The 25,198-nt window shown below is 64.2% G+C and carries 16 protein-coding genes and 1 pseudogene; 9 read left to right on the top strand and 8 right to left on the bottom strand.

Annotated features, from left to right (window positions below):
• The 6 genes and pseudogenes from ACLKOZ_RS02990 to ACLKOZ_RS02965 form a co-directional block, all read right to left on the bottom strand.
• Positions 1 to 1,112 (bottom strand): annotated as a pseudogene (locus tag ACLKOZ_RS02990) (Ig-like domain-containing protein); the annotation flags it as partial.
• 163 nt (positions 1,113 to 1,275) lie between these two features.
• The gene (locus tag ACLKOZ_RS02985) at positions 1,276 to 7,338 is read right to left on the bottom strand and encodes an Ig-like domain-containing protein (RefSeq protein WP_436472701.1); all 6,063 of its coding nucleotides are present in this window, start codon (positions 7,336 to 7,338) and stop codon (positions 1,276 to 1,278) included.
• 222 nt (positions 7,339 to 7,560) lie between these two features.
• Positions 7,561 to 8,685: an adenylate/guanylate cyclase domain-containing protein gene (locus ACLKOZ_RS02980; protein ID WP_436472699.1), complete on the bottom strand. Its 1,125-nt coding sequence runs from the start codon at positions 8,683 to 8,685 to the stop codon at positions 7,561 to 7,563.
• Positions 8,675 to 9,271, bottom strand: a complete 597-nt coding sequence (locus ACLKOZ_RS02975) for a PH domain-containing protein (RefSeq protein ID WP_436472697.1) — start codon at positions 9,269 to 9,271, stop codon at positions 8,675 to 8,677. The genes ACLKOZ_RS02980 and ACLKOZ_RS02975 overlap by 11 nt, the downstream gene beginning before the upstream one ends.
• A complete protein-coding gene (locus ACLKOZ_RS02970; protein ID WP_436472695.1) occupies positions 9,264 to 10,184 on the bottom strand; it encodes a biotin--[acetyl-CoA-carboxylase] ligase in 921 nt (306 codons plus the stop codon). The genes ACLKOZ_RS02975 and ACLKOZ_RS02970 overlap by 8 nt, the downstream gene beginning before the upstream one ends.
• Positions 10,185 to 10,234: 50 nt before the next feature.
• Entirely contained in the window at positions 10,235 to 11,122 is an 888-nt protein-coding gene (locus ACLKOZ_RS02965; protein WP_436472693.1) for an SDR family oxidoreductase, read from the bottom strand.
• Between the two features lie 207 nt (positions 11,123 to 11,329).
• On the opposite strand from ACLKOZ_RS02965, the gene ACLKOZ_RS02960 reads away from it, so the two are divergent.
• From ACLKOZ_RS02960 to ACLKOZ_RS02945, 4 genes are all read left to right on the top strand, one after another.
• Entirely contained in the window at positions 11,330 to 12,913 is a 1,584-nt protein-coding gene (locus ACLKOZ_RS02960) for an acyl-CoA carboxylase subunit beta (protein ID WP_337346547.1), read from the top strand.
• On the top strand, positions 12,910 to 13,137 hold the full coding sequence (locus ACLKOZ_RS02955; protein ID WP_376045553.1) for an acyl-CoA carboxylase subunit epsilon: 228 nt from the start codon (positions 12,910 to 12,912) through the stop codon (positions 13,135 to 13,137). The genes ACLKOZ_RS02960 and ACLKOZ_RS02955 overlap by 4 nt, the downstream gene beginning before the upstream one ends.
• 38 nt (positions 13,138 to 13,175) lie before the next feature.
• A complete protein-coding gene (locus ACLKOZ_RS02950; RefSeq protein WP_436472690.1) occupies positions 13,176 to 14,861 on the top strand; it encodes a DUF885 domain-containing protein in 1,686 nt (561 codons plus the stop codon).
• Between the two features lie 305 nt (positions 14,862 to 15,166).
• Positions 15,167 to 16,690 (top strand): glycosyltransferase family 39 protein, encoded by a 1,524-nt coding sequence (locus ACLKOZ_RS02945; protein ID WP_436472688.1) that lies wholly within the window; start codon positions 15,167 to 15,169, stop codon positions 16,688 to 16,690.
• 102 nt (positions 16,691 to 16,792) lie between these two features.
• On the opposite strand, the gene ACLKOZ_RS02940 is transcribed toward ACLKOZ_RS02945, so the two are convergent.
• Entirely contained in the window at positions 16,793 to 17,821 is a 1,029-nt protein-coding gene (locus ACLKOZ_RS02940; RefSeq protein WP_436472686.1) for a hypothetical protein, read from the bottom strand.
• Between the two features lie 677 nt (positions 17,822 to 18,498).
• Between ACLKOZ_RS02940 and ACLKOZ_RS02935 the strand changes: the two genes are divergently transcribed.
• Positions 18,499 to 19,947, top strand: coding sequence for a dicarboxylate/amino acid:cation symporter (locus ACLKOZ_RS02935; protein WP_436472684.1), 1,449 nt, complete (start codon positions 18,499 to 18,501; stop codon positions 19,945 to 19,947).
• Positions 19,948 to 20,048: 101 nt separating this feature from the next.
• On the opposite strand, the gene ACLKOZ_RS02930 is transcribed toward ACLKOZ_RS02935, so the two are convergent.
• Entirely contained in the window at positions 20,049 to 20,606 is a 558-nt protein-coding gene (locus ACLKOZ_RS02930) for a hypothetical protein (protein WP_436472682.1), read from the bottom strand.
• Between the two features lie 164 nt (positions 20,607 to 20,770).
• On the opposite strand from ACLKOZ_RS02930, the gene ACLKOZ_RS02925 reads away from it, so the two are divergent.
• The 4 genes from ACLKOZ_RS02925 (at position 20,771) to ACLKOZ_RS02910 (ending at position 25,082) form a co-directional block, all read left to right on the top strand.
• Positions 20,771 to 21,145 (top strand): YbjQ family protein, encoded by a 375-nt coding sequence (locus ACLKOZ_RS02925; RefSeq protein WP_436472680.1) that lies wholly within the window; start codon positions 20,771 to 20,773, stop codon positions 21,143 to 21,145.
• A 63-nt stretch (positions 21,146 to 21,208) separates the two neighbouring features.
• On the top strand, positions 21,209 to 21,898 hold the full coding sequence (locus ACLKOZ_RS02920; protein ID WP_436472678.1) for a TetR/AcrR family transcriptional regulator: 690 nt from the start codon (positions 21,209 to 21,211) through the stop codon (positions 21,896 to 21,898).
• A 1-nt stretch (position 21,899) separates the two neighbouring features.
• Positions 21,900 to 24,425 (top strand): MMPL family transporter, encoded by a 2,526-nt coding sequence (locus tag ACLKOZ_RS02915; RefSeq protein WP_436472676.1) that lies wholly within the window; start codon positions 21,900 to 21,902, stop codon positions 24,423 to 24,425.
• Between the two features lie 9 nt (positions 24,426 to 24,434).
• Positions 24,435 to 25,082 (top strand): Maf family protein, encoded by a 648-nt coding sequence (locus ACLKOZ_RS02910; RefSeq protein WP_436472674.1) that lies wholly within the window; start codon positions 24,435 to 24,437, stop codon positions 25,080 to 25,082.
• The last annotated feature ends 116 nt before the right edge of the window (positions 25,083 to 25,198 follow it).

Here is a 25,198-nt window from a genome sequence, read left to right as displayed (position 1 = left end):
ACGAGCTGCATGTTCTGGTTCACCAGCCATACATTCCCGGAGTTCACATCGTTCAGGACCACCAGGCCCCGGTTCACCCGGAAAACATACGACGGCGACGCACTCGCCTTGGGCACATCCACATTCTTGTCATCAGCATCGTTGGTGCAGTCCCGCACGTACTTGTTCGCACCCGACCACGCCGCATGCACACAACCACCCAGCTGAACCGGCGCCGCCGGCACACCCTCACCATCGAAAGTCACCGTCTTCGCCGTGGAACCATCCAAAGGCTGCTTCAACAACGCCTTCTGCGTCGAAATCGCCACAAAATCACTGCCCGGACCGCCCTGCTGCAACTTCGCATCCCGCGCGTTCTCCAACTGCAGCCGCTTCCCGCCCGACAGGAACAGCTTCCCTGCCGCAGCATCCAACACCACCGGCTTGTCCCCCACCACCGTGATCTGCAGATCACCGGAACCCTTCAGCTCACCCCACGTGCCGGACTCCGACGACGTCACCTCACCGTCAGCATCCACGGCCGTGACAGTGACCGTGCCAGTCTTCGGATCCGCAGAATAAATCCGGTCATCAGCGCCCACAGCGGACACCAACCCCTCGGAGCCCACCATCACCGGCTCCGACGATTCCTCATCAAACCCGTTCACGGTGGACGGCGACACCGCCCAAACCTTGCCCGACGCCGGATCGGTCACCGAAATCACGCCTGCGCCGAAGCTCACATCGGCTGAACCCGGCAACTGCTTATCCCCACCCAGGCGCATATTCGCAGGAGAAACCTGGTTCAGCGTCGAACCCGTCTCATCATCCACAAACACATCCCCGGCATGCTGCAAAATATCAAACGTCGTACTCGCCGGAGTCACCGCACCATCAAGAACCCGCGACGGATAATTCAACCGCCCCACAGCATTCTTCGACTTCGACACCACCCACACACCGCCGTCGTTCAACTCCACCTCAGTGGTCTTAAACCCCGGATACAACACCGCACCCGTGACCAACACCACTACCGCAGCACTAAATGCTGTGCCGGTGATCAGCCGCTTGTTGCGTTTCGTGAGTTTGTTGTGGCGCCTTTTCAGCCCAAGCTTCCCCAGCAGAGTTGTCACAGCGTTACTTTTCCCTCAATTTTGTGGCGGCCCCCAGGCCATCCTGTCCAAAGACCCGGTATCGGGCTCTCTGTTCCCCGCGTCAGCCTACCCAAGCTTCGGAGCAGCCGCGATGGGGAGCCCTCCCCAACCGATTCGCTGCCGCATCCGCTCCCAACATCCCTCAGCATCGCGGGATCCCGTGGGAGTAAGGCTGACCGAGCTGTGAGTGTCCCGCGACCATGTAATAACCGACGTTTCGGTTGGAGCCGGGTTCAATCCGGTAGAACGGCTGATCCGGGGTGTTGGTCCAGTGGTCATTCATCATGACGTAGCAGTGGACCACGATCCGCTCGCCGCTGTTGACGTAAAACCACGGCGGGGTATCGCCCTTGTTGACACCTTGGCAGTCGAAGTACGGACTTGGCCGGTAGCTGGCCTTGCCATACTCGAACGTGCAGGTGCGCACCAGGTCCGTGCCCTTGACGACGGTGGTGATCCATTCGCCTTGCGCACCCGAGGACGCGGACGCGGACACCACACCGCTTTCAGTGCCCAGCGAGTTGATGGTTTTCACGTCGATGCGATGCGACTCACTGAATCCTCCCGTGTTGATGACCCTGCTGCCGGACGGGGCCACGTTCTCCCAGCCGCCGCCGTCGATGCTGATCCGGGTACTAACTACGTCATTGGTGGTGGTGGACGGTGAGGACCAGTTCAGGGTCAGCGATTTCTGGTTCATGGCACCGTTCTGCCCGGATGCCGCCGGCGTCCCGGGTGACCCAAAGGGGGTGGTCGAGGCCCCGGTGCTGCCATTGGAGCTCGGCGCAACCGTGGAGTGCGCGATCACCGTGATCGTGGTCTGGGTGCCGTTGGTAAAGCCGCCCACCGTTTGGCCGCGGGCGATCGGGCCGCTTTGGCCGGTGCTGGCGTTGTAGCTGTAGCTGACCTCATCCGCGGACGAGCCGTTGCGTTCCGCGGCGGTCAGTTCCTTGAAGTTGATGGTCACTTTCCGCCCGGCTCCTCCGGTGTCCGCAGCGGCGACCGTAACGCCTGAGACCTGGCCGAGTTTGCCGGTGGCGCGCCGGGGTGCCGATGGCGGACTGACGGCACCCTTTCCTGCCTTGTTTTCGGCCTGGACAGTGAACGTGTACTCAGCTTCGGAGTTGTTTGCCGTGAAATTGGCCGTCCGTACCGTACCCGCGATGGTCTGGGTCTGCGGCGCTCCGCCGCCTCCGCTCATCGTGACGTAGTAATTCCTGATCGCGTCCCCGTTGGTATCCGGTTCCGTCCAGTTCACCCGGAGCTGGTTGGTGGTTCCTACCGCAGAAGCCACGGCTGACGTCGGTGCGGCTGGTGCGGCTGGGACTCCGGCCGGGTTGTCTTCGGAGGAGTAGATGCCCCAGTCGGACGGACCGAGCTCGTTGACGGCCTGCGCGCGCACTTTGTAGCGGACTCCGTTGGTCAGGCCGGGCCAGGTGTACGTCAGGCCGGTCACGCCGTTCTTGACGGCGATTCCGTTGGCCGGCGGCGGAGAGATTTCGAGGTTATAGCTTTTGACGGCCGAGCCTTCCGTTTTGGCCGGCAGCCAGTTGATGACCATGTTCTTGTCGCCAGCTTTCACAGTGGGCGCCTCCGGCGGGGACGGCTTTTCGTCGGGCCGGATTTCGTTCGACTGCGGGGACGCCGGGGAGTCTCCCACTTCGTTGGTGGCGGTCACCGTGAAGATGTACTTGACGTCGTTGGTCAGCCCGCTGAGTGTGCACGTTGTAGTGGCGCACTGTTGTTCGAAGCCGTTGTTGGACCGGACCGTATAGCCGGTGATCGTGGCGCCGTTATCCGACGGCGGGGCCCACTTGAGCACTGCCGTCCGGCTGCGTACATCGGTTGCTGTGGGGGCCGAGGGGGCATCCGGTTTGTCCCTGACTGTGATGCGGACGCGGCCGTTCACCTGGCGGGACGGATCCTCGGTTTTGTCCGAGACCGTGTACCGCAGCACCATGACGCCCTTGGATCCTTCAGCCGGCGTCACCGTGACAGAATCCCCGTTGATGACGGGTTGGCCGGCAGCGGATCCGGTTTCGACGCCGACTGAGACAACCTTGAGCGGCGTGTCGCTGAACGGATTGAAGTCGTTGGCGAGGACGTTAATAGTCTCGGCCCGGCCCGCGTTGGCTTGGTCGACGACGTCCTCGTTGGCGGTGGCAAGCGGCCGGTTTGATGCCACGACGGTGGCCGTCACTGACGCCTTGACAGCTCCGGAGCGTCCGTCGGTGACTTTCAGCGGGATGGTCCCCTTGCGGCCCGCGGCCATTCCGGCCTCGGAGCGGACGTTGAGCGTCTGCCCATCAATCGTGGCTGTGAACCCTTCGGGCGTGGTCCCGTCCAACTCGAATGTGAGCTTTTCCTGGTCCCCGGCGTCCGCATCCCTGGCCAAATTGCCCAAGTCCAAGCTGGCTGTTTCGGCCTTCGGCACTTCGAGGTCGCTTCCGCTGAAGGTGGGCTCGTGGTTGGCGTTCGGGTCCGGAATGACATTGGTGATGATGGTCAGCGTGGATTTCAGGCCCTGCGGATCTTCCGGACCGGAGCCGTCCGTCACTTCGAAGGTGAGGGAACCGGGACCGACGTAGTCCTTGAGTGCCGCGTAGCGCAGTGTCCTGGCATTGCCACCGATGACGTGCTGGGTGTCAGCGCCCTGCACCCGGACCTTGTCCGCCTGGGTGATCTGTGGGGCGCGGCCGTCCCGAACCCGGACGTACTCGCTCAGGTCAAGCGTGATTTCCTTGCCGGCCATCACTTCCACGACGTCGGCGCGGGCCAGGGTAGGGTGCTCTTCACCCTGCCCGGGCACCCAGACGACAGCGGTAGCATTCTGGCCATCGACGTCGGTGACGGTGTACGGGACCAGCTGGTCCACCGGTGCCAGGCTGACCACCACGTTGCCGTCGCCGCCGACCCGGGCGTTCGGGTTTCCGTCCGGCAGCGTGATCCTGAGTTCGGAGGCCACGCCGTCGGGGTCGGAGTCGTTTTTCAGGACAGGAACGTCGACGGCGGATTTGCCCAGCGTCTCGGCGGGCGTGACGACGTCGTCCTTGGCAATTGGGGCTTTGAGGGTGGCGTCGGGGCTCACCCTGACCCTGATGACGGCGCTGCCCTGGGCCTTCTTGTCGTCCTGGATCTTGTAGCCTACGCTCTCGTTGCCGGCGGCGCCCGGGGCGGTCAGCAGTACCCTGCCGCCGGCGGCCGTTTCGACGCGGAGCTCGGGCCGGGCCTCGAAGGCGTCGGAGACCAACCCGAGCGGGTCACCATCCGGATCTGAGTCGTTGCTGAGGGCGTCCACGGCGATCTTGCGTCCGGGCCGCACTTCCACGGAGTCATCCATGGCGATGGGTTTCTGGTTGTTGGGCTCCGGCGGAGCAACCCCGACAATCACCGTGCCGGTGTTCTCGGCGCCAATCCGGTCCCGGACGCGGTAGGTGAACGTGTCGGTCCCGGCGGCTGTTCCGATCGCTGTGAACTCAAGGTAGCCGTCCTTGACTACAGCCGTTCCCATCGCGGGGGCCTTATCCACCCCGATCAGTTGCACGGAGTCGCCGTCGGCGTCGATGCCGTCCAGGGGCACGGGGATTCGCACCACCATCCCTGACACCACGCGCGCCGTGAGGTTTTTGGGTTCGGGGCGGGTGTTGCGTTCGTCATCGCGGGCGCGGACGCGGATAGTGACCTGTTGGGAGTCCGACTGTCCGGATTCGTTGGTGACCTTGTAGATCGCGTAGACGGTCTTGGGCACGTCTCCGGCGATAAAGCGTAATGCGTTGCCCGCGCGGAAGATGCGGCCGTCGGCGTCGTCCGGCTTTTGGGCCAGCTCCGGCTCAAGGGTGAGCTTCCCGCCGTTGGGGTCGGTGTCGTTTTCAAGGACGGGAATGGTGACGACGTCGCCGACCCGGACTGACACTTCGTCCGGTTTGGCCTGGGGGGCCTGGAGCTTGGCCGGCGCGGGCACTACCAGGACCGCGATGTCCCCGCTGGCGGAGGACTTGCCGTTGGAGATCGTGTATTTAACGTTGAGCTGGCCCTGCGCCCGTATATCGGTGATCCTGACGACGGAATGATCCACCACCGAGACGCTCACCGGCAGGCCGTCGGCCGCCGTGACGGACTGGACCACAAGCACGCCGCCGGAGGGGTCCGAGTCGTTACCAAGGACATCCACCAGAACAGTGCCGCCGCTGGGCAGCAGGGCCGTGTCCCGCACGGCGACGGGGGCGCCATCGCTGTCGCCGGAAACCACGTCCACGCGAACCAGCTGCTGGGCACTGGCCGGACCGTTGGTCACGAGGTAGGACACGTAGTGTGCGCCCTGGGCCGTGGAGTTGAAGGTGAAGGTCTGCTGGTCCGCGCCCATGGTGGCTGTGGAGTTGCCGTCCGGCGTGATCTGGGCGAGACGAAGCGCACCTCCCTGCGGATCGGAGTCGTTCTTCAGCGGTGCGATGACGGTGTCCACACCGGCGACGGCGACGACGTGGTCTGCGTTGGCGATGGGCGGCAGCGCACCCGGCGCGCGCACGTCCACTGTGACTTTGCCCTCGGCGGTCGACTGGCCGTCGGACACCGTGAGGGTGACCACTTTACGGCCCGGCTCCGTACCGGCGTCCTGGAAGGTGAGCAGTCCGTCGGGCCGGGCTTTGACCTGGTCGCGGGGGTCGCTTCCGGTGGCACTGACTACGTAGAGGTCATCGCCATCGGGGTCGGTCCAGTCGGTGAGGATGTTCTGGCTGACGATTTTGCCGGCCTGCACCACGAGCGTGGTGTTCCGGTTCGGCTTCTGCCGCGGGGCGGAGTTCTCCCCCGGCGGGATGATATTGAGGGTGATGTCGGAAGAGGCGGTGAGGCCACGGCCGTCATCGACGGTGTATTTGAAGGTCTCGGAGCCGGTCCTGTCTGCCGGGACAGTGACTTGGAAGCCGGTGGATCCGTAGATCGGGGCGAGGAGCCCGGATTTGATCGGTTCCGGGGCACGGACCGTGAGGATGTCGCCGTCGGGGTCGGTGTCATTGTCCAGCACCGGGAGGATCGCGGTCCTTCCCGCGCGTATCCCAAAGGTATCCGGCTTGGCGACCGGCGCGCTGTTGGGTTTGGTCCGGTCCGGCAATACCGTCTGCTGGACTTCGTCCGCGGAGTCCTTGTCGGCGTCGTCGGACGTCTGTTGTGGCGGAATGACGTCGTCCCAGTTGTTCACGAGCTGCATGTTCTGGTTCACCAGCCACACATTCCCGGAGTTCACATCGTTCAGGACCACCAGGCCCCGGTTCACCCGGAAAACATACGACGGCGACGCACTCGCCTTGGGCACATCCACATTCTTGTCATCAGCATCGTTGGTGCAGTCCCGCACGTACTTGTTCGCACCCGACCACGCCGCATGCACACAACCACCCAGCTGCACCGGCGCCGCCGGCACACCCTCACCATCGAAAGTCACCGTCTTCGCCATGGAACCATCCAAAGGCTGCTTCAACAACGCCTTCTGCGTCGAAATCGCCACAAAATCACTGCCCGGACCGCCCTGCTGCAACTTCGCATCCCGCGCGTTCTCCAACTGCAGCCGCTTCCCGCCCGGCAGGAACAGCTTCCCCGCCGCAGCATCCAACACCACCGGCTTGTCCCCCACCACCGTGATCTGCAGATCACCGGAACCCTTCAGCTCACCCCACGTGCTGGACTCCGACGACGTCACCTCACCGTCAGCATCCACGGCCGTGACCGTGACCGTGCCAGTCTCCGGATCCGCAGAATAAATCCGGTCATCAGCGCCCACAGCGGACGCAGTGCCCTGCGACGCGGCCAGCACAGGCTCTGTGGACTCTGCGTCGAAGCCGTTGACAGTGGATGGCGAGAGAGCCCAGACCTTGCCCTTCGCCGCGTCCGTAACAGAGATGACAGCGGAACCGAAGCTCACATCGGCCGAACCCGGCAACTGCTTATCCCCACCCAGGCGCATATTCGCAGGAGAAACCTGGTTCAGCGTCGAACCCGTCTCATCATCCACAAACACATCCCCGGCATGCTGCAAAATATCAAACGTCGTACTCGCCGGAGTCACCGCACCATCAAGAACCCGCGACGGATAATTCAACCGCCCCACAGCATTCTTCGACTTCGACACCACCCACACACCGCCGTCGTTCAACTCCACCTCAGTGGTCTTAAACCCCGGATACAACACCGCACCCGTGACCAAAACCACAGCGGCGACACTAAAAGCGGTAGCTGCAAACCAGCGGGGCGGGCGGATGCGCGGTCCGGCTGCTGTCGCTCCCGTAGCGCGCGCAGATCGGCGAAAATTCACGGTTCGGTTCCCCCAGGTAGCCTCCGGCAGGGCCGGTCTCCGGCCAGCTATCGCCGGGCATTCATGACTATAGCGCTATTCGCCATCAAATGGATAAAATCGTTGCTTCCGGTTTCAGGCTCAGTCCAGGACCAGGCCCTTGCCCAGTCCCCTGGCAAGGCGGACGGGGTGGATTTCGCCGAAGCCACGGACGTTTTCGGCTGGCTGCGGGAGCAAGACGAAACGCTCGTCCTGGTCCAGGGCGGAGGCTGTCATGGAATCCACCAGCACGGTTCCCGGGTCCGCCAGAGTGGTGAGCCGGGCGGCAAGATTCACGGTAGGGCCATAGATGTCTCCGAGCCGGGACAGGATCCGGCCCCAGACCATCGCCACGCGGGCCTCGGGCAGGATCTCGTCCTCGGTGAATGCCTGGGCGAGGGCAAGCGAGATCTCGGCGCCGGCAGCAGGAGTCTCGGCAATGTAGAGCACTTCGTCGCCGACGGTCTTAACCAGGCGCCCACCGCCTACGGAGATGATTTCAGCGCATTTGTTCTCGAACCTCTGGACCAGCCTGGCGAGGGTCTTCTCATTCATGCGCCGTGACAGGCTGGTGTAGGACACCAGGTCAGCGAATCCGACGGCGCGTGCCAGAGGCAGCGGAGCGTCATCCTCGTCGCCTTCGCGGCCCTCTTCGCTGGCCTGCAGGCCGGCTTCCGCCCGAACGGCGAGCCGCTGGACACCGGCATTGAGCTGGCGCCGCCAGCTATAGACCAGCATCTCCTCAAGGGCGTCCACCAGCGCCGGAAGTTCGTTCACCAGCCTCTTGCGTGCCACCGCATCGGTGACTCCCTGTTCATGGACCATGTCCTCGACCAGGGCTTCGATCTGCCAGACCACCATCCGGTCGGTCATCTGCCCAATGGCGCGGGTCACGGAGATCGCTGCCTCTTCGGTCAGCTTCCCGGTGCGGACCAGGTCCACCACGGTGGAAAGGGCTGCCTGGTCGCGTTCCGTGAACGCCACGTCCTCATCGCCGAAATTCGGAAAGCCGAGCGCCCGCCACAGTTTGCGTGCCGAGAGGAGGGACAGCCCTGCGCCGGCTGCGACTTCGCGGCGCCGCAGTTTGCGGTCGCCGCCCAAGAGCCGGGCTTCAAGTGCCTTGGCAGCCAATCGTTCCGCGGAAAGAGTTCCGGTGGCGGGGTGCACGATGGCAGGCCGGGCGTCGACACCAGGAGCCTGCTGCTCCTGCTGCTCGTCATCGTTCATCTGTCCCACCTTCTCTCAACTCCCATGGCAGCGTCCCGCGTTCCTCCGCAGGGTCGCCTGCCCCAAATGCCACGTCCCCGGGCAACTCGTCGATGGCATCCAGGATAAAGTCCCGGAATCTTGCAACTTCCGGCACATCAACAACTGTGACTATCCCCTGGTATCCGGTTTCCAAGGATATATTCCCTGACCGCAATATGCGCTGCCCCATTGTCTGGGTAAGCATCAGGTTGCGGACCGCTGCCAGGTTCACCTGCTGGTCCCGCCGCTTCAACATGCCGTATCTGGCAACTATCCTGCGGCTAGTGAGCGTGTAACGGGTCCCCTGCCATTTCAGCAGGCGTGGGAGGCAGTAGGCCAACCATATCCATGCGGCGCCGAGGATGCATCCTGTGACCAGCCAGGGAGACCATTCCCGGGAGAGCGCGGGGACCAGCCGTTCCGCTTCCCCCCGGATGATCCAGGCGCTGGCGAACGCCGCCGCCGCGGGAGCGGCGATGAAGGCTGCGGCTGGCGCAATCAGCTTCCTCGGCTGGGGGCGCGTGGTGACTATCACCTGTTCCCCCGGCACGAGGTCTCTACGCATAACCGCTTTCGGTCCCCTGCCGCGGCGTTTGGCCCGGCGGGGTCCAGGGGCGGAGGTGCACGACGTCGCCGGCTGTCACCACATGTTCATGAGCGGCACCGTCGACAACCAGCAGGGAGCCGTAATCGTCCAAACGCGTTGCGTGCCCGATGATCTCGTGGTCACCGGGCAACTGGGCTTTGACCTGCTTGCCCAGGGTCACCAGGACAGCTTCCACCCGCTTGTGCAGTGACGGACCGCCGGCCATCCCGGCGGCGGGATCGCCGTCGGCGTTGCAGAAACTGCGATAGAGCACGGCGAAATGGGAGAGATAGCTCTTGAGCAGCAGCGTCCGGTCCACCGTCACGGGCTGCTCCAGTGCTACCGAGGTGGCCGTAGGGACGGGAAGTTCGGCGGAACTGAGGCTGACGTTCAGGCCGGTGCCCAGGATGACCGGCGGCGCGGAGCCCTCCACCATGGGGCCAAGCTGGGCGAGGATTCCGGCGATTTTCCGGCCGCGGACCAGGACGTCGTTGGGCCATTTGAGCTCCGCAGGGATGCCGGCAGTCTCCAACAGGGTTTCCCGCAGCGCCAAGGCGGCCAGCAGGGACAACCAGGAGTAGCACTGCGCCGGCAGCGGCCGCCCCTCGGCATTGACGGGCCTGAGCACAATCGAGACAGATACGGAACTTAAGGGAGGGGCCTCCCACCGGCGGTCAAGGCGGCCCCGGGCTGCTGTCTGGTACTCAGCAGTCAGGACAGAAAGATCCGGCCAGGACTTCGGCTCCACAGTGACTGACCGCAGGAGGTCGGCGTTGGTGGAACCGGTGGAGTCCACCACCACGAGCTTCGCGATGCCTGTGGCGGACAGAAAATCCTGGTCTGCCAAGGCTCCGCGGTTCAACGGTATGCCCGGGGCGTGTGCGTCATCCATGCTTGAATCCTATCGACTTGCCCACCCTCGGGCTCCCGCGACCATCAGGTTCAGAGGAAGATGTCAGGAACCAACCGGTCTTCGTCTGCGCCCAGGCTGTAGGGCCGGAAGTCCGTCACCCCGGCTGCGGCGAGTACCTGCTCGTCAGTGTAGAAGTTGCCGGTGGATGGCCCCCCGGCAGCCAGGACGGCGCCGGTTAGGACGGCGTGCGCGGCGTCGGCCATGATCTGGGGGCCCCTGGCGGCCTGGACCATGCTGGACCCGCCGGGCATGTTGCGGATAGCAGCGGTATCAATCAGGGTGCACGGCCAAAGGGAGTTGACGTTGATCCCGTCCGCCTTGAGTTCCTCCGCCAGCCCCAGGGTGGTCAGGCTCATGCCATATTTGGCCATGGTGTAGGCCAGGTGTTTTCCGGCCCACTTGGGGTCCAGGTTCAGCGGCGGGGATAGCGTCAGGATCTGACCGGCCTCCGACTTCCGCAGTGCCGGAAGCGCCAGCTTGGACAGCAGGAAGGTGCCCCTGACGTTAATGTCCTGCATGAGGTCGTAGCGCTTCATGTCCACTTCGTCAGTCCGGGACAGGTCAATAGCTGAGGCGTTGTTGATGACGGCGTCGATGCCCCCGAACATTTCCACTGCTGCTGCAACGGCGTCGGCAACGTCGTCGTCGTTGCGCACATCACCCACCAGAGGCAGTGCCTGGCCGCCCGCTGCCTCGATCTGTTCCGCGGCGGTATAAACGGTCCCTGCCAGCTTCGCGTGCGGCTTGCCGGTCTTGGCCATCAGTACAATATTGGCGCCGTCCTGCGCGGCCCGGGTAGCTATGGCCAGCCCGATCCCGCGGCTGCCTCCCGAGATCAGCAGGGTCCGGCCCTGTAGGGAACCGGCGGCCTGGTACGGCACTGCAGCGGCACCCGAAGCATCATTGCTCGAAGTCATGGCTCCACTGTAACCCAAGTATGTTACTGGCGAGTAACAAGCGTCTCGGCGTCACTCGAGCGCAGAAAATTGTAGGTTTTCTACAGCGGTCCCGACGAATAGCGTCACTAGACTAGCCAGCAGGGTCCTGTTTTTGTGCGGAAGCTACTTAATGCGCCGCAGCATCCCAGGACCAGCCACCATCAGCTACAGAGCCGGAGACACTTCATGAGCCACGATCTGACAACGACAGCGGGAAAGATCGCCGATTTCCGCGACCGCCAGGCCCGTGCAGAACAGCCCTCCGGCCCCGAAGCCATAGAGAAGCAGCACGCCCGCGGCAAGAACACCGCGCGCGAACGGATTGAACTGCTCGTCGATGAGGGATCGTTCATCGAATTCGATGCGCTCGCCGTGCACCGCTCCACCGCCTTTGGTATGGAAAAGAAGAAGCCGCTCGGTGACGGCCTGGTATCCGGGTACGGCACCGTCGATGGCCGCCCCGTGGCCGTCTACAGCCAGGACTTCTCCGTTTACGGCGGATCCCTCAGCCAGGTCAACGGCGAGAAGATTGTCAAGGTCCAGGAGTTCGCGCTGCGCAACGGCTGCCCCGTAGTGGGAATCCTCGACGGCGGTGGCGCCCGCATCCAGGAAGGTGTCGCGTCGCTTGCCATGTTCGCGGACATCTTCCGCAACAACGTCCATGCCTCCGGCGTGGTCCCGCAGATCTCCCTCATCATGGGTCCCTCCGCCGGCGGAGCGGCCTACTCCCCGGCGCTGACCGACTACGTGGTCATGGTGGACAAGACCTCCCACATGTTCATCACCGGCCCCGACGTCATCAAGACCGTCACCGGCGAGGACGTGGATATGGAAACCCTGGGCGGTGCCCGGCAGCACAACGCCACCACGGGAACCTCCACGTACCTGGCCTCCGACGAAGCAGATGCCATCGAATTCGTCCGCGAGCTCCTGGACTTCCTGCCGTCGAACAACCTGTCGGAGGCCCCGGTCCTGGAGCACCAGCAGGAGCTGGATGTCGACGACGACGACCTCGCCCTGGATGCGCTCATCCCCGATTCCGCGAACCAGCCCTACGACATGCGCACCGTCATCGAGCAGATCGTTGACGACGCACATTTCCTCGAGATGCAGGCGCTCTACGCCCCCAATGTGATGATCGGTTACGGCCGCGTCGAAGGGCACACTGTGGGGATCGTGGCCAACCAGCCCCTGCAGTTCGCCGGCACGCTGGACATCGCGGCATCTGAGAAGGCTGCCCGCTTTGTCCGCCACTGTGACGCCTTCAACATCCCCATCATCACGCTGGTTGACGTTCCGGGTTTCCTTCCCGGGAAGGACCAGGAATTCCAAGGCATCATCCGCCGCGGCGCCAAGCTCCTGTACGCCTACGCCGAGGCCACCGTCCCCAAGCTGACCGTCATTACGCGCAAAGCGTACGGCGGCGCGTACATCGTGATGGGTTCCAAGAAGCTTGGGGCAGACCTCAACCTGGCCTGGCCGACCGCCCAGATCGGCGTCATGGGAGCCCAGGGCGCCGTCAACATCCTTTACCGCCGCGATCTCGCTTCCGTTGCCGAGGCCGGCGGAGACGTTGAAGCCCGGCGTGCCGAGGTCATCCGGCAGTACGAGGAGGAGCTCCTCAACCCTTACCAGGCCGCGGAGCTTGGGTACGTGGACGCGGTCATCGCGCCGTCCGAAACCCGGCCGCAGATCATCAGGGGCCTGCGGGCGCTCCGGGACAAACGTGCCAGCCTGCCCACCAAAAAGCACGGGAACATCCCGCTGTGACCGCGGACAGCCCGGTTGCGGAGACGCCGGACGCCCTGATTTCCGTGGTGAAGGGCCAACCGTCGGCCGAGGAGCTCGCCGCGCTGACCGCCGTCGTGCTTTCCCTCCAAAGCCAGGAGACCGCTGAGGTCCGCAAACCCACTGTCCGGCATTGGGTGCGCCGGCAGCAGCTGCGGCTGGCACCCACACCTGGCCCGGGCGCCTGGAAGCGGAGCCGCGGCTAACATTCCCTAACCGCCAGGGGCACCGTTAGTCTCGTGGAGTGACTACTGAAACCGCGCCCTCCGCCCGTCCACGCACCGCCATCGACGCCGTAGCGAATGAGTACACCGACACGCTCATCCGATTGAATCCGTCCTTCGCCACCACCCTGGGCCTGCCGGGACACGAGACGGAATACCAGGACTACTCCCCCGCCGGTATTGCGGAGTTTGCCGCCGAAGCGAGGAAGACGCTCGACGCTCTGGAAGGGCTGGAAGCCCAGGACGACGTGGACGCCGTAACGCTGGATGCGATGCGCGAGCGGCTGGGACTGCAGCTGGAAATCCGTGAGTCCGGCTGGGACGAAGCCGAACTGAACAACATTGCCTCCCCGGCGCAGGACATCCGCGCCATCTTCGACCTCATGCCCACGGCCACGGCGCAGGACTGGGAGCACATCGCGGGCCGTGCCCTGAACGTTCCCGATGCCATCGACGGCTACATCGCTTCCCTCCGCCAGGCCCGTGATGCAGGGAGGGTTTCGGCGCAACGCCAGGTCAGCATCGTCATCGAGCAAACCACGAAGTACGCCGCCGAGGACGGCTTCTTTGCCAAGTTGGCTGCGGAGGCCAAGATTGCCGACGGGCCGCTGGAGGCGGCAGTCCAGGAAAGGCTCGACGCCGGTGCTGCCGCCGCCCGCAGCGCCTACAGCCGCCTCGCCGAATTCCTCCGCACGGAGTTGCTTCCCTCAGCCCCGCAGAAGGACGCCGTGGGAAGGGAACGCTACGCGCTGGCCTCGCGTTCCTTCCTGGGCGCCACCGTTGACCTTGAAGAAACGTACGCCTGGGGCGTCCAGGAACTGGACCGCCTGATTGCCGAGCAGGAACAAGTGGCCGAAACCATCAAGGCCGGGGCCAGCATCGCCGAAGCCAAGGAAATCCTCAACAACGATCCCGCGCGCCAAATCAAAGGCACCGATGCCCTGAAGGCCTGGATGCAGGAACTCTCCGACAAGGCCATCAAGGACCTGGCCGGTGTGCACTTCGACATCCCGGACGTGATGAAGAAGCTTGAGTGCCTCATCGCTCCGACCGACGAAGGTGGCATTTACTACACCGGACCGTCCGATGACTTCAGCCGCCCCGGCCGGATGTGGTGGTCCGTACCGGCAGGCGAAGACACTTTCACCACCTGGGCGGAGACCACCACTGTCTTCCACGAAGGAGTCCCTGGCCACCACCTGCAGGTGGCCACCGCAACCTACCGCCGCGAGCTCCTGAACAACTGGCGCCGCAACGTGTGCTGGACGTCCGGCCACGGTGAAGGCTGGGCGCTGTATGCAGAGAAGCTCATGCAGGAACTCGGCTACCTGTCCGATCCCGGTGATCACATGGGCATGCTGGACATGCAGCGGATGCGCGCCGCCCGGGTGGTCTTCGACATCGGCGTCCACCTGGAGCTCGCCGTTCCGGAGCGGTGGGGTACCGGCACCTGGACCCCGGAGGCGGGCTACGACTTCCTGAAGAAAAACCTGCCCATCAGCGAGGGGCAACTGAAGTTTGAATTTACCCGCTACCTCGGCTGGCCGGGCCAGGCTCCCTCCTACAAGGTGGGGCAGCGGCTGTGGGAACAGATCCGCGCGGAACTCGAAGCCCGGCCAGGCTTTGACCTGAAGGAATTCCATACGCGGGCGCTGAACGTAGGCTCCGTAGGACTCGATACCCTCCGGAGGGCGCTGCTCGGTTAGACAGGCGGGCGGAACGGGTGTTGAAGTCCCCGGGCGCCTGCGAGGAGGTTTTCCACCCGGTCCCTTCCCAGACCAAAAGGCATGGGTTAGACTCCGACTCACTATACGAGGATGCCAGCTTCATTGTCCCGAGGGGGCGGCCGGGCTGGCGTTCCGGTGACCCAACTCGCTGCCCCCGACCGCGACTACTCGCTGTCGCCACGTCCGAGGAGGGTCCCATCCGCTCAATAGGTCCCCCAACTTCCGAAGCCGCCGCACCAAAGCATGCTGGGGGCACTGCCCGCCTGCCGGGGGCGAAATCCTGGATGCCGGCCCACCTCAGAGACGTCCATCTCGCTCTCCTGAGTGCTGCGCTCGCGTGGGTGCTGTCAGCCGCGGGCTCTTGGAATGCGTCCCTATGGACGGATGAGGCGGCGACGATTTCAGCAGCACGCCGAACGCTGCCCGAGCTGTGGGCGATGGTCCAGAACATCGACGCCGTGCACGGGCTCTATTACCTGTTCATGCATTTCTGGGTCGGACTCTTTGGCGAATCGGCCTTTTTGCTTCGCCTGCCGAGTGCCTTCGCCGTCGCCGCGGCGGCCGCAGGCGTCTTCCTGATGGGCCGCACCCTGGGGGGTAGGGCACTCGGACTGGCGGCCGCCGCTGTTTTCGCGGTCCTTCCGCGGATCACCTGGGCGGGCATGGAGGCCCGGCCGTACGCTTTCACCGCCGCTGCTGGTGTGTGGCTCACCATCGTGCTCATGGTGGCCCTCCGCCGTCGGACGGCCCGTTGGTGGTTGGCCTATTCCGGACTGGCAGCCATCGCCATTGGCATCAACATCTATCTCGTCTTCATTCTGGCCTCACATGCGCTGACGGTGCTGGCACTGCGCCGTACCGGCTGGCGAACGCGAATCACGTGGGCCTTAGCTGCGGTGCTCGGCGCCCTCGTTTCCGCCCCGGTCGTGTACCTGTCCGCGATGCAGGGCGGACAGCTCAACGACGACGAGCTGGGGTTGTTGCGCTGGCTGCGGAACGTGGTGGTAAACCAGTGGTTTCTAGGTGATACTCCCACCGGCGGCTATCCACAAACGGGGACTGCCGGGCTATGGAAGATCAGCGGGGTCCTGCTGGCGGGGGTGTGCGGGCTGGTTATGATCTATGCTTTGGTGGTTGTTCTCCGCACACGCAGCGAGGGCAGCAAACGCAACTTCCTGGCCTGGATCGTTCCCCAGATCGTGCTGCCGACCTCGGTCATCGGCTTGTATTCCGTGTTTGTCCACCCCATGTACAGCCCCCGCTACCTCACCATGAGCGCCCCGGCCGTCGCCGTGCTGATCGGAGCCGGCATGATCTGGCTCCGGCCAGCCTGGCTGAGGGGAGGTGCTTGGATTGCCCTCATCCTGCTCGCCCTCCCGGTTTATGTTTCCCAACGAGAGGTCTATGCCAAGAGCGGTGCTGACTGGAGCGCCGTGGCCGGCTATATCCAGGAGCACAAGGCCACCAATGATGCCGTGTATTTCAGTCCGCGCTACCCGCCCGAGAGCGACCACGTCCATCTTACCCTCCGGCGGATTGCAGTGGCGTATCCCGGCGCCTTTACCGGGCTGCGCGATCTGACCGTTGATACTCCCGGGGCCCAGGACGGAACCCTGGACGGATCGTCCCGGCTGCTCGCAGCTTCAATGACGGGCCTCGAAGGCGTGAACAGAATATGGGTCATCCGCCGCCTCGATTATCCGGTGGACTCGGCGCGTCTAGACGACGACCTTCTCCAGGCGGCCGGATACCGGTCGAGGGCTGCGTGGGCGGGACCCGTCAATTCAATTCTCGAGTTCTCCCGGTAAGTTACGGGGCAACTGGAGACCCGCGATCGGCACACCGCCGCTAAGGACTGTCAGGGCGAAAAAGATACACCCCGGCCTGGAGACCGGGGTGTATCTTTCGGGCTAGCTGTTGTACTCGATGCCGAGGCCCTTGCCAACCTTCAGCGGCAGGCCGGTGTTGTCCCAGACATTTGTCTCAAGTCCGTGGACGATCGTGGTTGCCTTGACGTCAATGCGGACTACGTACTTGCTGACTCTGGGGAGCGCAAAGTAGTTGTACTGGTTTTGTCCGAAGCGATTCTTCTGGAAGGTGATCTCGCCTGGTTTGATGCAGGCCGAAGCCAGCCCGTCGTCGAACCAGTTCTGCTCAACGACAGTGTTTCTCAGCGGTGCGCCGGTGTTGTTCTGCAAAATAATGGTGCAGCCGTGTCCGTGGGGAAACAGGCGTGGTTTCGCGGGATCGGGCGAGGATCCTGCACCGAGGACTCCATCGTTGACAATGTTGTTGCCGGCAATGCGGATGTTCGTGCCGCCCTGGACCTGGATGCCGTCATTGTGAGTCCCGTCGGCTGCGGGTCCGGGATCGTGGGCTGCGTCGTGGTAGACAGTCGTGTGGATGTAGTTACCTTCGATCCGGACATTGGCGTTGACGCTGCCGCCGGGCTTATTGAAAACGCCCATCCCGTCGTTGGTCCCGTAAACGTGGTTCCGCTTCGCGGTGTACTCGTGGCCCACGATGCCGTCCCGGTACGCGTGGGGCAGGATGGGGTGGATCGTGCTGTCCTCGACCGTCAAATTGAAAACATTCGCACTGTTCGCGTCGATGCAGCCCGTGTTGGTGCTGGGCTTGTAGTTTCCGCAGTGCAGAAGGCTGTTCTTGATGACGACGTTTTTCGCCTGGATCTTGACGTCGCCGAAGATCTCTTTGCCATCCAGCACGGTGCCGTCAGTCGTGATGACGTAGGGCTTATCGTAGCTGCCGACCTTGGTAAGGGTCTTTCCGGCTGGTACACCCGTGGTGGACGCGTCCGGTTTGTAAGTGCCGTTGACGAGCGACGTGCGCGGTGTGGCGGCCTCTGCCGGTGCACTGATCATGGCGCCGGCACAAACAAGCCCGAGCAGGCCGAGTATGGGGACGATTCTCTTTCGCATAAGCAAAAAATTCCTTCATTTGATGGGACGTCGTGCTGGTAGCCGCTGACGTCGCATGGAAAACAACGCGGGAACGTAGGACGAAACGCTGTTGCCGCGCCGGCAAATCAAGTCAATAAACGGATGACCGGGGGTCGCCGTCAGGCCAGGCCGGGCCTGAAACGGCACCGACGGCTGGATGTCGATGCAGCAACCCGCGGCCATCCCGTGTGCGCCTGCCGTCAGGGCCTGGCACGGGCGTCGCGCCGCGTTCTTGGTGGCGGCGGCCCAGCATGGCGCACCCGCAGCACTATCTGACTCATTCCGGGAGGCGTTCCCGCCCCCCGGCTGATGATGTATCAGAGTATTCGACGTATCGGAATGTTGCAAATCGATAACGGCCGCTTATGCACGGCCGCGCCTGCGCGCTTAACAATGGCACAGGTGTATAATCCAGCGATTTAAAAATATCGCGGCATGGTGGCCAGCCGGAGGTGAGGTTCCAGCTGGCCACCGACGAAGGGGTCGGGACCCGGACCTGGCGAGATGTTTGCCACAGTCAGGGCGGGAATAACTTCACAATTACTTGATGCGACGCGGTATTTCCGGGGTTTTTCAAGTGCATGGGCGCTAGTTGCCTCGTAATATTTCTCAACATCCGTTCGTCGTGCTATGTGGGACCGGCCTAGCGTATTCGGGTGAGCACTCAAACCCGCACCCCCGAATCCACAGGAAAGACCGGCTTCCAGCTGCCCAAATGGGCTGGCTCGTTCGGCTTCCAGATCATCGCCGCCCTTATCGTGGGCCTGGGCCTCGGCCTGCTGGCCAAGTACACCGGCAGCACCAAAACCAGCCCCAACGGCCTGGGCGCCACGCTGCAGACCATCGGCTCCAGCTATGTTTCCCTGCTGCAGACGGCCGTGGTGCCGCTGATCTTCACGGCCGTGGTCAGCTCCATCTCCAACCTCCGCCAGGTCTCCAACGCCGCCAAGCTGGCATGGAACACCCTGCTGTGGTTTGCCATCACATCACTGGTCGCGGTGCTCATCGGCATCGGCCTGGGCGTCCTGCTGCAGCCGGGTGCCAACACCGGCATCACCGAGGAAGCCAAGTACAGCGGCAAGTCCGGTGACTGGTGGTCCTTCCTGGTGGGCCTGTTCCCGAAGAACTTCCTGGGCCTGGGTGCGAGCTCCACCGTTGCGGAATCAGGTGCGGTCACCACCGCCGTCAGCTTCAACGTCCTGCAGATCCTGGTGATCGCCATCGCCGTCGGCGTTGCTGCCCTGAAGGTAGGCAAAGCCGCCGAGCCGTTCCTCAACCTCAATGCCTCAGCCCTGGCAGTCATTCAGAAGGTGCTGTGGTGGATCATCCGCATCGCGCCGCTGGGCACCGTAGGCCTGATCGGCAACGCCGTGGCCGTGTACGGCTGGGACACCATCGGCTCACTGGGCAAGTTCACGTTCGCCATCTACGTTGGCCTGGCCCTCGTACTGTTCGTGGTCTACCCGGTCCTGGTCCGCACGCACGGGCTCTCCATCAAGCAGTACTTCTCCGGAGTGTGGCCTGCCGTCCAGTTGGCTTTCGTATCCCGTTCCTCGGTGGGCACGCTGCCACTGACCCAGCGTGTCACCGAACGCAGCCTGGGCGTGCCCCGGGCGTACGCTTCCTTCGCCGTACCCCTCGGCGCCACTACAAAAATGGACGGTTGCGCCGCTATCTATCCGGCCATCTCGGCGATCTTCGTGGCCCAGTTCTTCGGCGTCCAGCTGGACTTCAGCCAATACCTGCTGATCGCCCTCGTCTCCGTACTTGGTTCAGCTGCGACAGCGGGCACCACCGGCGCCGTGGTGATGCTCACCCTGACGCTGTCCACGCTGGGACTGCCTTTGGCCGGCGTCGGACTTCTCCTGGCCATCGATCCGATCCTGGACATGGGCCGCACGGCGGTTAACGTTGCGGGCCAGGCACTGGTCCCCACCATTGTGGCCAAGCGCCAGGGCATCCTGGATGAAGCCCTCTACAACGCGCCGCGCAACGGCACCCCGTTTGTGGATGACGACGCCGAGCCCGCCGCAGATCCGTCCGCGTCGGACACTGGAACTGCTTCCGATGCACGGGGGCGGGAACTGGCCGACGCCAAGGCCTAGTGGCCCACGCCTCCAAGCCTGAAGGGGAAGTCCCCGGGATTTGAACTGCCAGTTCAATTCTCCCGGGGACTTCTCCCGTTAAGGCCCGGGGACTCCCGTTCCTAGCGGCCGCCTCCTCCGATCACACCTTTCTCCACGGCTTTGGTGACCGCATCGGCCTCTTCCTGAGTCAGGATGCCGTCGGAAACGGCTTTGTCCAGCCTGGTCTTGAGCGCCGCGGCCTTCTCGGCCCGGGCCTCGGTGCGCAGCTCCTCAAGGGCGGCGGTGACCTTGGCCTCCTCAATCCCCAAAGATTCCGCCAGGGACTTTGCGAGCGCCGCCTCCCGGGCTGCTGCGTCCGGCTTTTCGCCGTCAGCCGGGGGCGAGGTGGGTTTGTTGGCTTCGCGGAGAGCCTGCAGCGCTTCGGTGACTTTGGCTTCCTCGACGCCGAGTTTTTCCGCGAGCGCCGAGGCCTGCGCTACCCCGCGCTCGCCTCCGCGGCCGCCGTGCCGCCCTTTACCTTCCATGGGCGGCGTGCTGTCCGGTGAGGCGCTGGAACTGGCGCTGGGCGTAGGCGTGGGTGTGGTAGTTGCCGACGCCATGCCGGCCACACCGATTCCGGCTCCGACGGCAAGGGCCGTGGCCGAAAGGCCAAGGGCAATTCTCTTTCTGCGTGACATTGGCTGTCTCCTGGATCTGCCGTCCGGTGACGGCTCCTTGTGATGTGTCTCCTGCGAGATAATCCCAGTGTCCGGCGCAAGGTTCGGATGCAGCTGTCGGGAACCTTTCAATCTGCTGTGAAAGGTCCCCCGACGCCCGCCCGGAATTGAGTAGGCTCGGCAGCATGCTGATCGTGACAACCAATGACATTCCGGGCCACAGGATCGATGCGGTGTTCGGCGAGGTGATGGGGCTGACCGTCCGCTCCCGGGACATCGGCTCGCAAATGCTGGCCGGCCTCCGTTCCCTCGGCGGCGGCGAACTGCCCGAGATGACGCGGGCATTGTACGAAAGCCGCCAGGAGGTCATGGCGCGAATGGTGGCGGAGGCCCAGCAGCGCGGCGCCAACGCCATTGTGGCCATGCGCTTCGACACCTCCGAGATGGGCACGAACTGGACTGAAGTCTGCGCGTATGGAACCGCCGTCTTTGCGATCCCGCTCGCAGAGGGCCAGCCGGGGGCTACCGGCCAGTCCATCCAGCTCACGAAGACCGGTTAACGCTCAGCGGGTCTCCCAATTAAGAAGTTGCGCAGAGTGCAAAATTGCACATAGTGTAACCATGTGAGCCATTCTCCCCTGACCGATGAACCCGCGCCCGCGCCCTCCCGCCGCGAACAGAACAAAGCTGCCACCCGTCAGGCCATCACCGATGCCGCCTTGAACCTGCTTCGGAGCCGCGGACCGGGCAACTTCACGGTTGAGGACATCGCCGAGGCCGCTGGAATATCGCGACGCACCTTCTTCAACTACTTCAGCAGCACCGAGGCGGCCCTGGCTTCGGTGACCAACGGTTTCCTGGACCACGCCCTCCAGCAGTTCCGGCTGCGCCCCGCCGGGGAGCCCACCCTCGAGTCTGCCCGCGTGGCCCTGATGCAACTGGCCGACCCCATGACGGTCGCCCCCATGGCAGAACTGTTCACCCTGACTCAGGAGAACTCCCTACTGGTCCGCTCCGAGCTTGAGGCCTGGGATCACTGCACCGAGCAGATCATCACCGCTGCCAAGGAAAGGGTCGCCAAGACGCCCGGGGCGGCCATCGACGAACTTTACCTCCGGGCCCTCGCCGGCTCCGTCATCTCCTGCGGCAAGGCTGCGATGGACGTCTGGTTCGCCCAGTGCGGCGCCGATCTGTCCCCGGCCTCCCTTTCCGTTCTCCGCCAACTGCTCATCGATGCCATCGGCCACCTTGGCGCAGGCTTCGACAGCCAGGCACGCTCTTCCTCCCCCACCCTCCTCAAAGATCGGCTCTGACATGGCCTTGTTGCTCTACCGGCTTGGCAAGTTCTCCTACCGTCACCGCTGGCTGGTCATCTCGCTCTGGCTCGCGGTCCTGGTGGCCGTCGGCGGGTCCGCCGCTGCGTTCCACGGCACCCTATCCAACAACTTCCAGATCCCAGGTACCGAAACCCAGCGCATCGCCGATAAGCTCCGACAGGACCTGCCGTCGGCATCAGGCGGCTCAGCCAGCATTGTTTTCGAAGCACCCGCGGGCGGCTTCACGGCCGAGAGCCGCGCCGCTGTGACGGAAGCGCTGAAAAAGCTTGAAACACTGCCTGATGTCAAAGCCACAGTGGACCCGTTCGCTACCCAGGACCAGGTGGACCAGGCAGGAGCGGCCATCACCGCGGGTGAGCAACAGGTCGCCGAGGGCCAGGCCCGCCTGGACGCCTCCCGCAGCCAGCTGGAATCGGGCAAGGCACAGCTTGCCGCAGCGGAGGAGCAACTCACGGCAGCGGGGGCACCGGCCCCCGTGATCGAGGCTCAACTGGGACAGCAGAAAGCTGCAATGGCACAAGGCCAGGCCCAGCTCGACGCCGGCACGCAGGAGCTTGCTGCCGCCAAGGCCAAGCTGGACCTTGGCAAGCGCCAGGCGGAGGCCTCCGCTGGCCTCCGCTTTGTGTCTTCTGACGGCCAGGCCGCGGTGGCCCAGGTCCAGTTCAATTCCTCCATCAACGGCCTGACCCCGGCCGTGCGCCAGCAGGTCCAGGACATCGCCCACGAGACCTCTGCCGCCGGCGTCACCGCGTTGGCCAGCAAGGAAATCACCGAGGACATCTCGGAACTCTTCGGCGCCGCCGAAATTATTGGCGTCGCCGTGGCCGCGCTCGTCCTGGTCCTGATGCTGGGCACCCTCATCGCCGCCGGCCTTCCACTGCTGATGGCCATCATCGGCGTGGGCGTCGGCGTCGGCATCACGTTTGCCCTGTCCGGAATGTTCGAGATGAGCTCCATCTCCCCCATGCTCGCGCTGATGCTGGGGCTGGCCGTCGGCATCGATTACTCCCTGTTCATCGTCAACCGCCACCGAACCCAGCTCCGGTCCGGGATGGAGCCCGAAGAGTCCGTGGCCCGTGCCACCGGAACCTCAGGCAATGCCGTCCTCTTCGCCGGCCTCACCGTGATCATCGCCCTGGCCGCCCTGGTGGTTCCCGGGCTCCCCTTCCTGAGCGTGATGGGCCTGGCAGCGGCCGGCACTGTTGCGGTAGCCGTCCTCGTGGCCCTCACACTGACCCCCGCAATGCTTTCGCTGATTGGCCGGCGCATCATCTCCAAGCGGGCATGGGCAAAAGCTGACGCCCACAACGCGGAGGCCGGCCATGAACTGGCAGACAAAGCCAGGGACGAGCAAAAGAGCACCCGTGGCTGGGGCGGACTCGTCACCAGGCATCCCGTGGTGGCGCTGGTGGCTGGCGTGCTCCTGCTCGGTGCCCTGGCGCTGCCCGCCACCCAACTGCAACTCGCCCTTCCGGACGGCGGGTCCGAGCCGGTCGACTCCGAGGCCTACCGCGCCTATGACCTGACGGCACGCAGTTTTGGTGAAGGTGTCACTGGACCCATTGTGGTGGTGGGTGAATTCCCGGTGGGCCTGGACGAAACCCAAGCCCAGTCCCTGCAATACGACGTCGCTGACCTGATCCGCGGAGTGGACAACGTTGTGGGAGCCGTTCCGGTGGCGCTCAGCGAGGACCGCCGGACCGCCGTCTTCCAGGTCATTCCGGAAGAGGGTCCTGCCAAAGCGGGCACCGTTCAGGTAGTGAGCGAACTGCGGGAACGGGGTGAGGAGATCAAGTCTGAAACCGGGGTCACTATCGGCCTCACGGGGCAAACCGCGGGCAACATCGACGTCTCCACCAAACTCGGTGAAGCGCTGCCGCCATACCTGGCCATCGTCGTCGGGCTTTCCCTGATCCTGCTGCTGCTGGTATTCCGCTCCATCGTGGTTCCCTTCCTGGCCACCGGCGGGTTCCTGCTCTCCCTGGCCGCCGCCTTCGGCCTGGTGGTCGCGGTGTACCAGTGGGGGTGGCTGGGAGGCGTGTTCGACGTCGCCAACCCCGGTGCCGTGCTCAGTTTCCTGCCCATCATCCTCATCGGCGTACTGTTCGGCCTGGCCATGGACTACCAGGTGTTCATCGCCTCCGGCATGCGCGAGGCCTATATGCACGGTGCCTCTGCCAAGCACGCCGTCCGGATCGGGTTCAGCCACGCCGCAGCCGTGGTCACCGCCGCAGCAATCATCATGGTCAGCGTCTTCGCCGGCTTCATCTTCAGCCACCTGACCATGGTCCGGCCGCTGGGCTTCGCAATGGCCTTCGGCGTACTGCTGGATGCCTTTGTGGTCCGCATGACCATCGTCCCGGCGGTGATGTACCTGCTGGGCGAAAAAACCTGGTGGCTGCCGGGATGGCTCGAGCGGATCCTGCCGGACGTGGACGTGGAGGGCGCCAAGCTGGAACGCCTGGAAAGCGGCCCGGCCAGGGCCGGCCAGCCTGTCCACTAGGCTGACATGGTGACCCGCCTCATCCTTGCCTCTCAGTCCCCCGCCCGCACGAAACTCCTCGCCGAGGCAGGCATCCAGCACACGGTGCTGGTGTCCGACGTGGACGAGGACGCAGTCCAGGCCCGCTACGGCGTCACGGATCCGCACGATACGGCCCTGCTGCTGGCGCGGGCCAAGGCAGAGGCCGTGGCCGCGCTGCCTGAAGCGGACGGCACGCTGGTACTGGGCTGCGACTCCGTCTTTGAGTTCGACGGCGAGGCGCATGGCAAGCCGTACACCGCCGGCGTAGCCCGCGAGCGGATGCTCCGGATGAGCGGGAACAGTGGGGTGTTGCACACTGGGCACTGGCTGGTGGACTGCCGGGATCCCGCACCCGACGACGGGACAACAGACCCCGGATCCGGCGCCACCCTCGGAGCGGTCGCGTCAGCCGAAGTCCATTTCATGGAGATGGAACCGGAGGAGATTGACGCCTACATCGCCACCGGGGAGCCGCTGCACTGCGCCGGCTCGTTCACCATCGATGGCCTGGGCGGGGCGTTCATCCGTAAGGTGGACGGAGACCCGCACGCCGTCGTCGGGCTGTCCGTTTCCACCCTCCGGAACCTCCTGGCCCAGGCCAACGTGCGCATCACCGAGCTTTGGCCAACGGAATAAAGGGACCCAATTTGCCGGAGAGTTGTAGCTTCCCTACAAAGCTCTGCCCGTTTACGCGCGGATTCCGCAAGTAATATCGGCGGACCCCACAAAATCGCGCTAGGCTCCCTGAAGGA

Source organism: Arthrobacter sp. R4, from assembly GCF_051365025.1.
Classification (GTDB): domain Bacteria; phylum Actinomycetota; class Actinomycetes; order Actinomycetales; family Micrococcaceae; genus Arthrobacter.
The sequence above is the reverse complement of the archived record's forward strand: the minus strand, read 5'-3'. Positions and strand labels throughout refer to the sequence as shown.

Bases quoted from the DNA above. Each gene is read 5' to 3' on its own strand.
- ACLKOZ_RS02980 (WP_436472699.1), bottom strand. From the start codon at position 8,685: ATGAACGATGACGAGCAGCAGGAGCAGCAGGCTCCTGGTGTCGACGCC.
- ACLKOZ_RS02975 (WP_436472697.1), bottom strand. From the start codon at position 9,271: ATGCGTAGAGACCTCGTGCCGGGGGAACAGGTGATAGTCACCACGCGC.
- ACLKOZ_RS02970 (WP_436472695.1), bottom strand. From the start codon at position 10,184: ATGGATGACGCACACGCCCCGGGCATACCGTTGAACCGCGGAGCCTTG.
- ACLKOZ_RS02965 (WP_436472693.1), bottom strand. From the start codon at position 11,122: ATGACTTCGAGCAATGATGCTTCGGGTGCCGCTGCAGTGCCGTACCAG.
- ACLKOZ_RS02960 (WP_337346547.1), top strand. From the start codon at position 11,330: ATGAGCCACGATCTGACAACGACAGCGGGAAAGATCGCCGATTTCCGC.
- ACLKOZ_RS02945 (WP_436472688.1), top strand. From the start codon at position 15,167: ATGCCGGCCCACCTCAGAGACGTCCATCTCGCTCTCCTGAGTGCTGCG.
- ACLKOZ_RS02940 (WP_436472686.1), bottom strand. From the start codon at position 17,821: ATGCGAAAGAGAATCGTCCCCATACTCGGCCTGCTCGGGCTTGTTTGT.
- ACLKOZ_RS02930 (WP_436472682.1), bottom strand. From the start codon at position 20,606: ATGTCACGCAGAAAGAGAATTGCCCTTGGCCTTTCGGCCACGGCCCTT.
- ACLKOZ_RS02925 (WP_436472680.1), top strand. From the start codon at position 20,771: ATGCTGATCGTGACAACCAATGACATTCCGGGCCACAGGATCGATGCG.
- ACLKOZ_RS02915 (WP_436472676.1), top strand. From the start codon at position 21,900: ATGGCCTTGTTGCTCTACCGGCTTGGCAAGTTCTCCTACCGTCACCGC.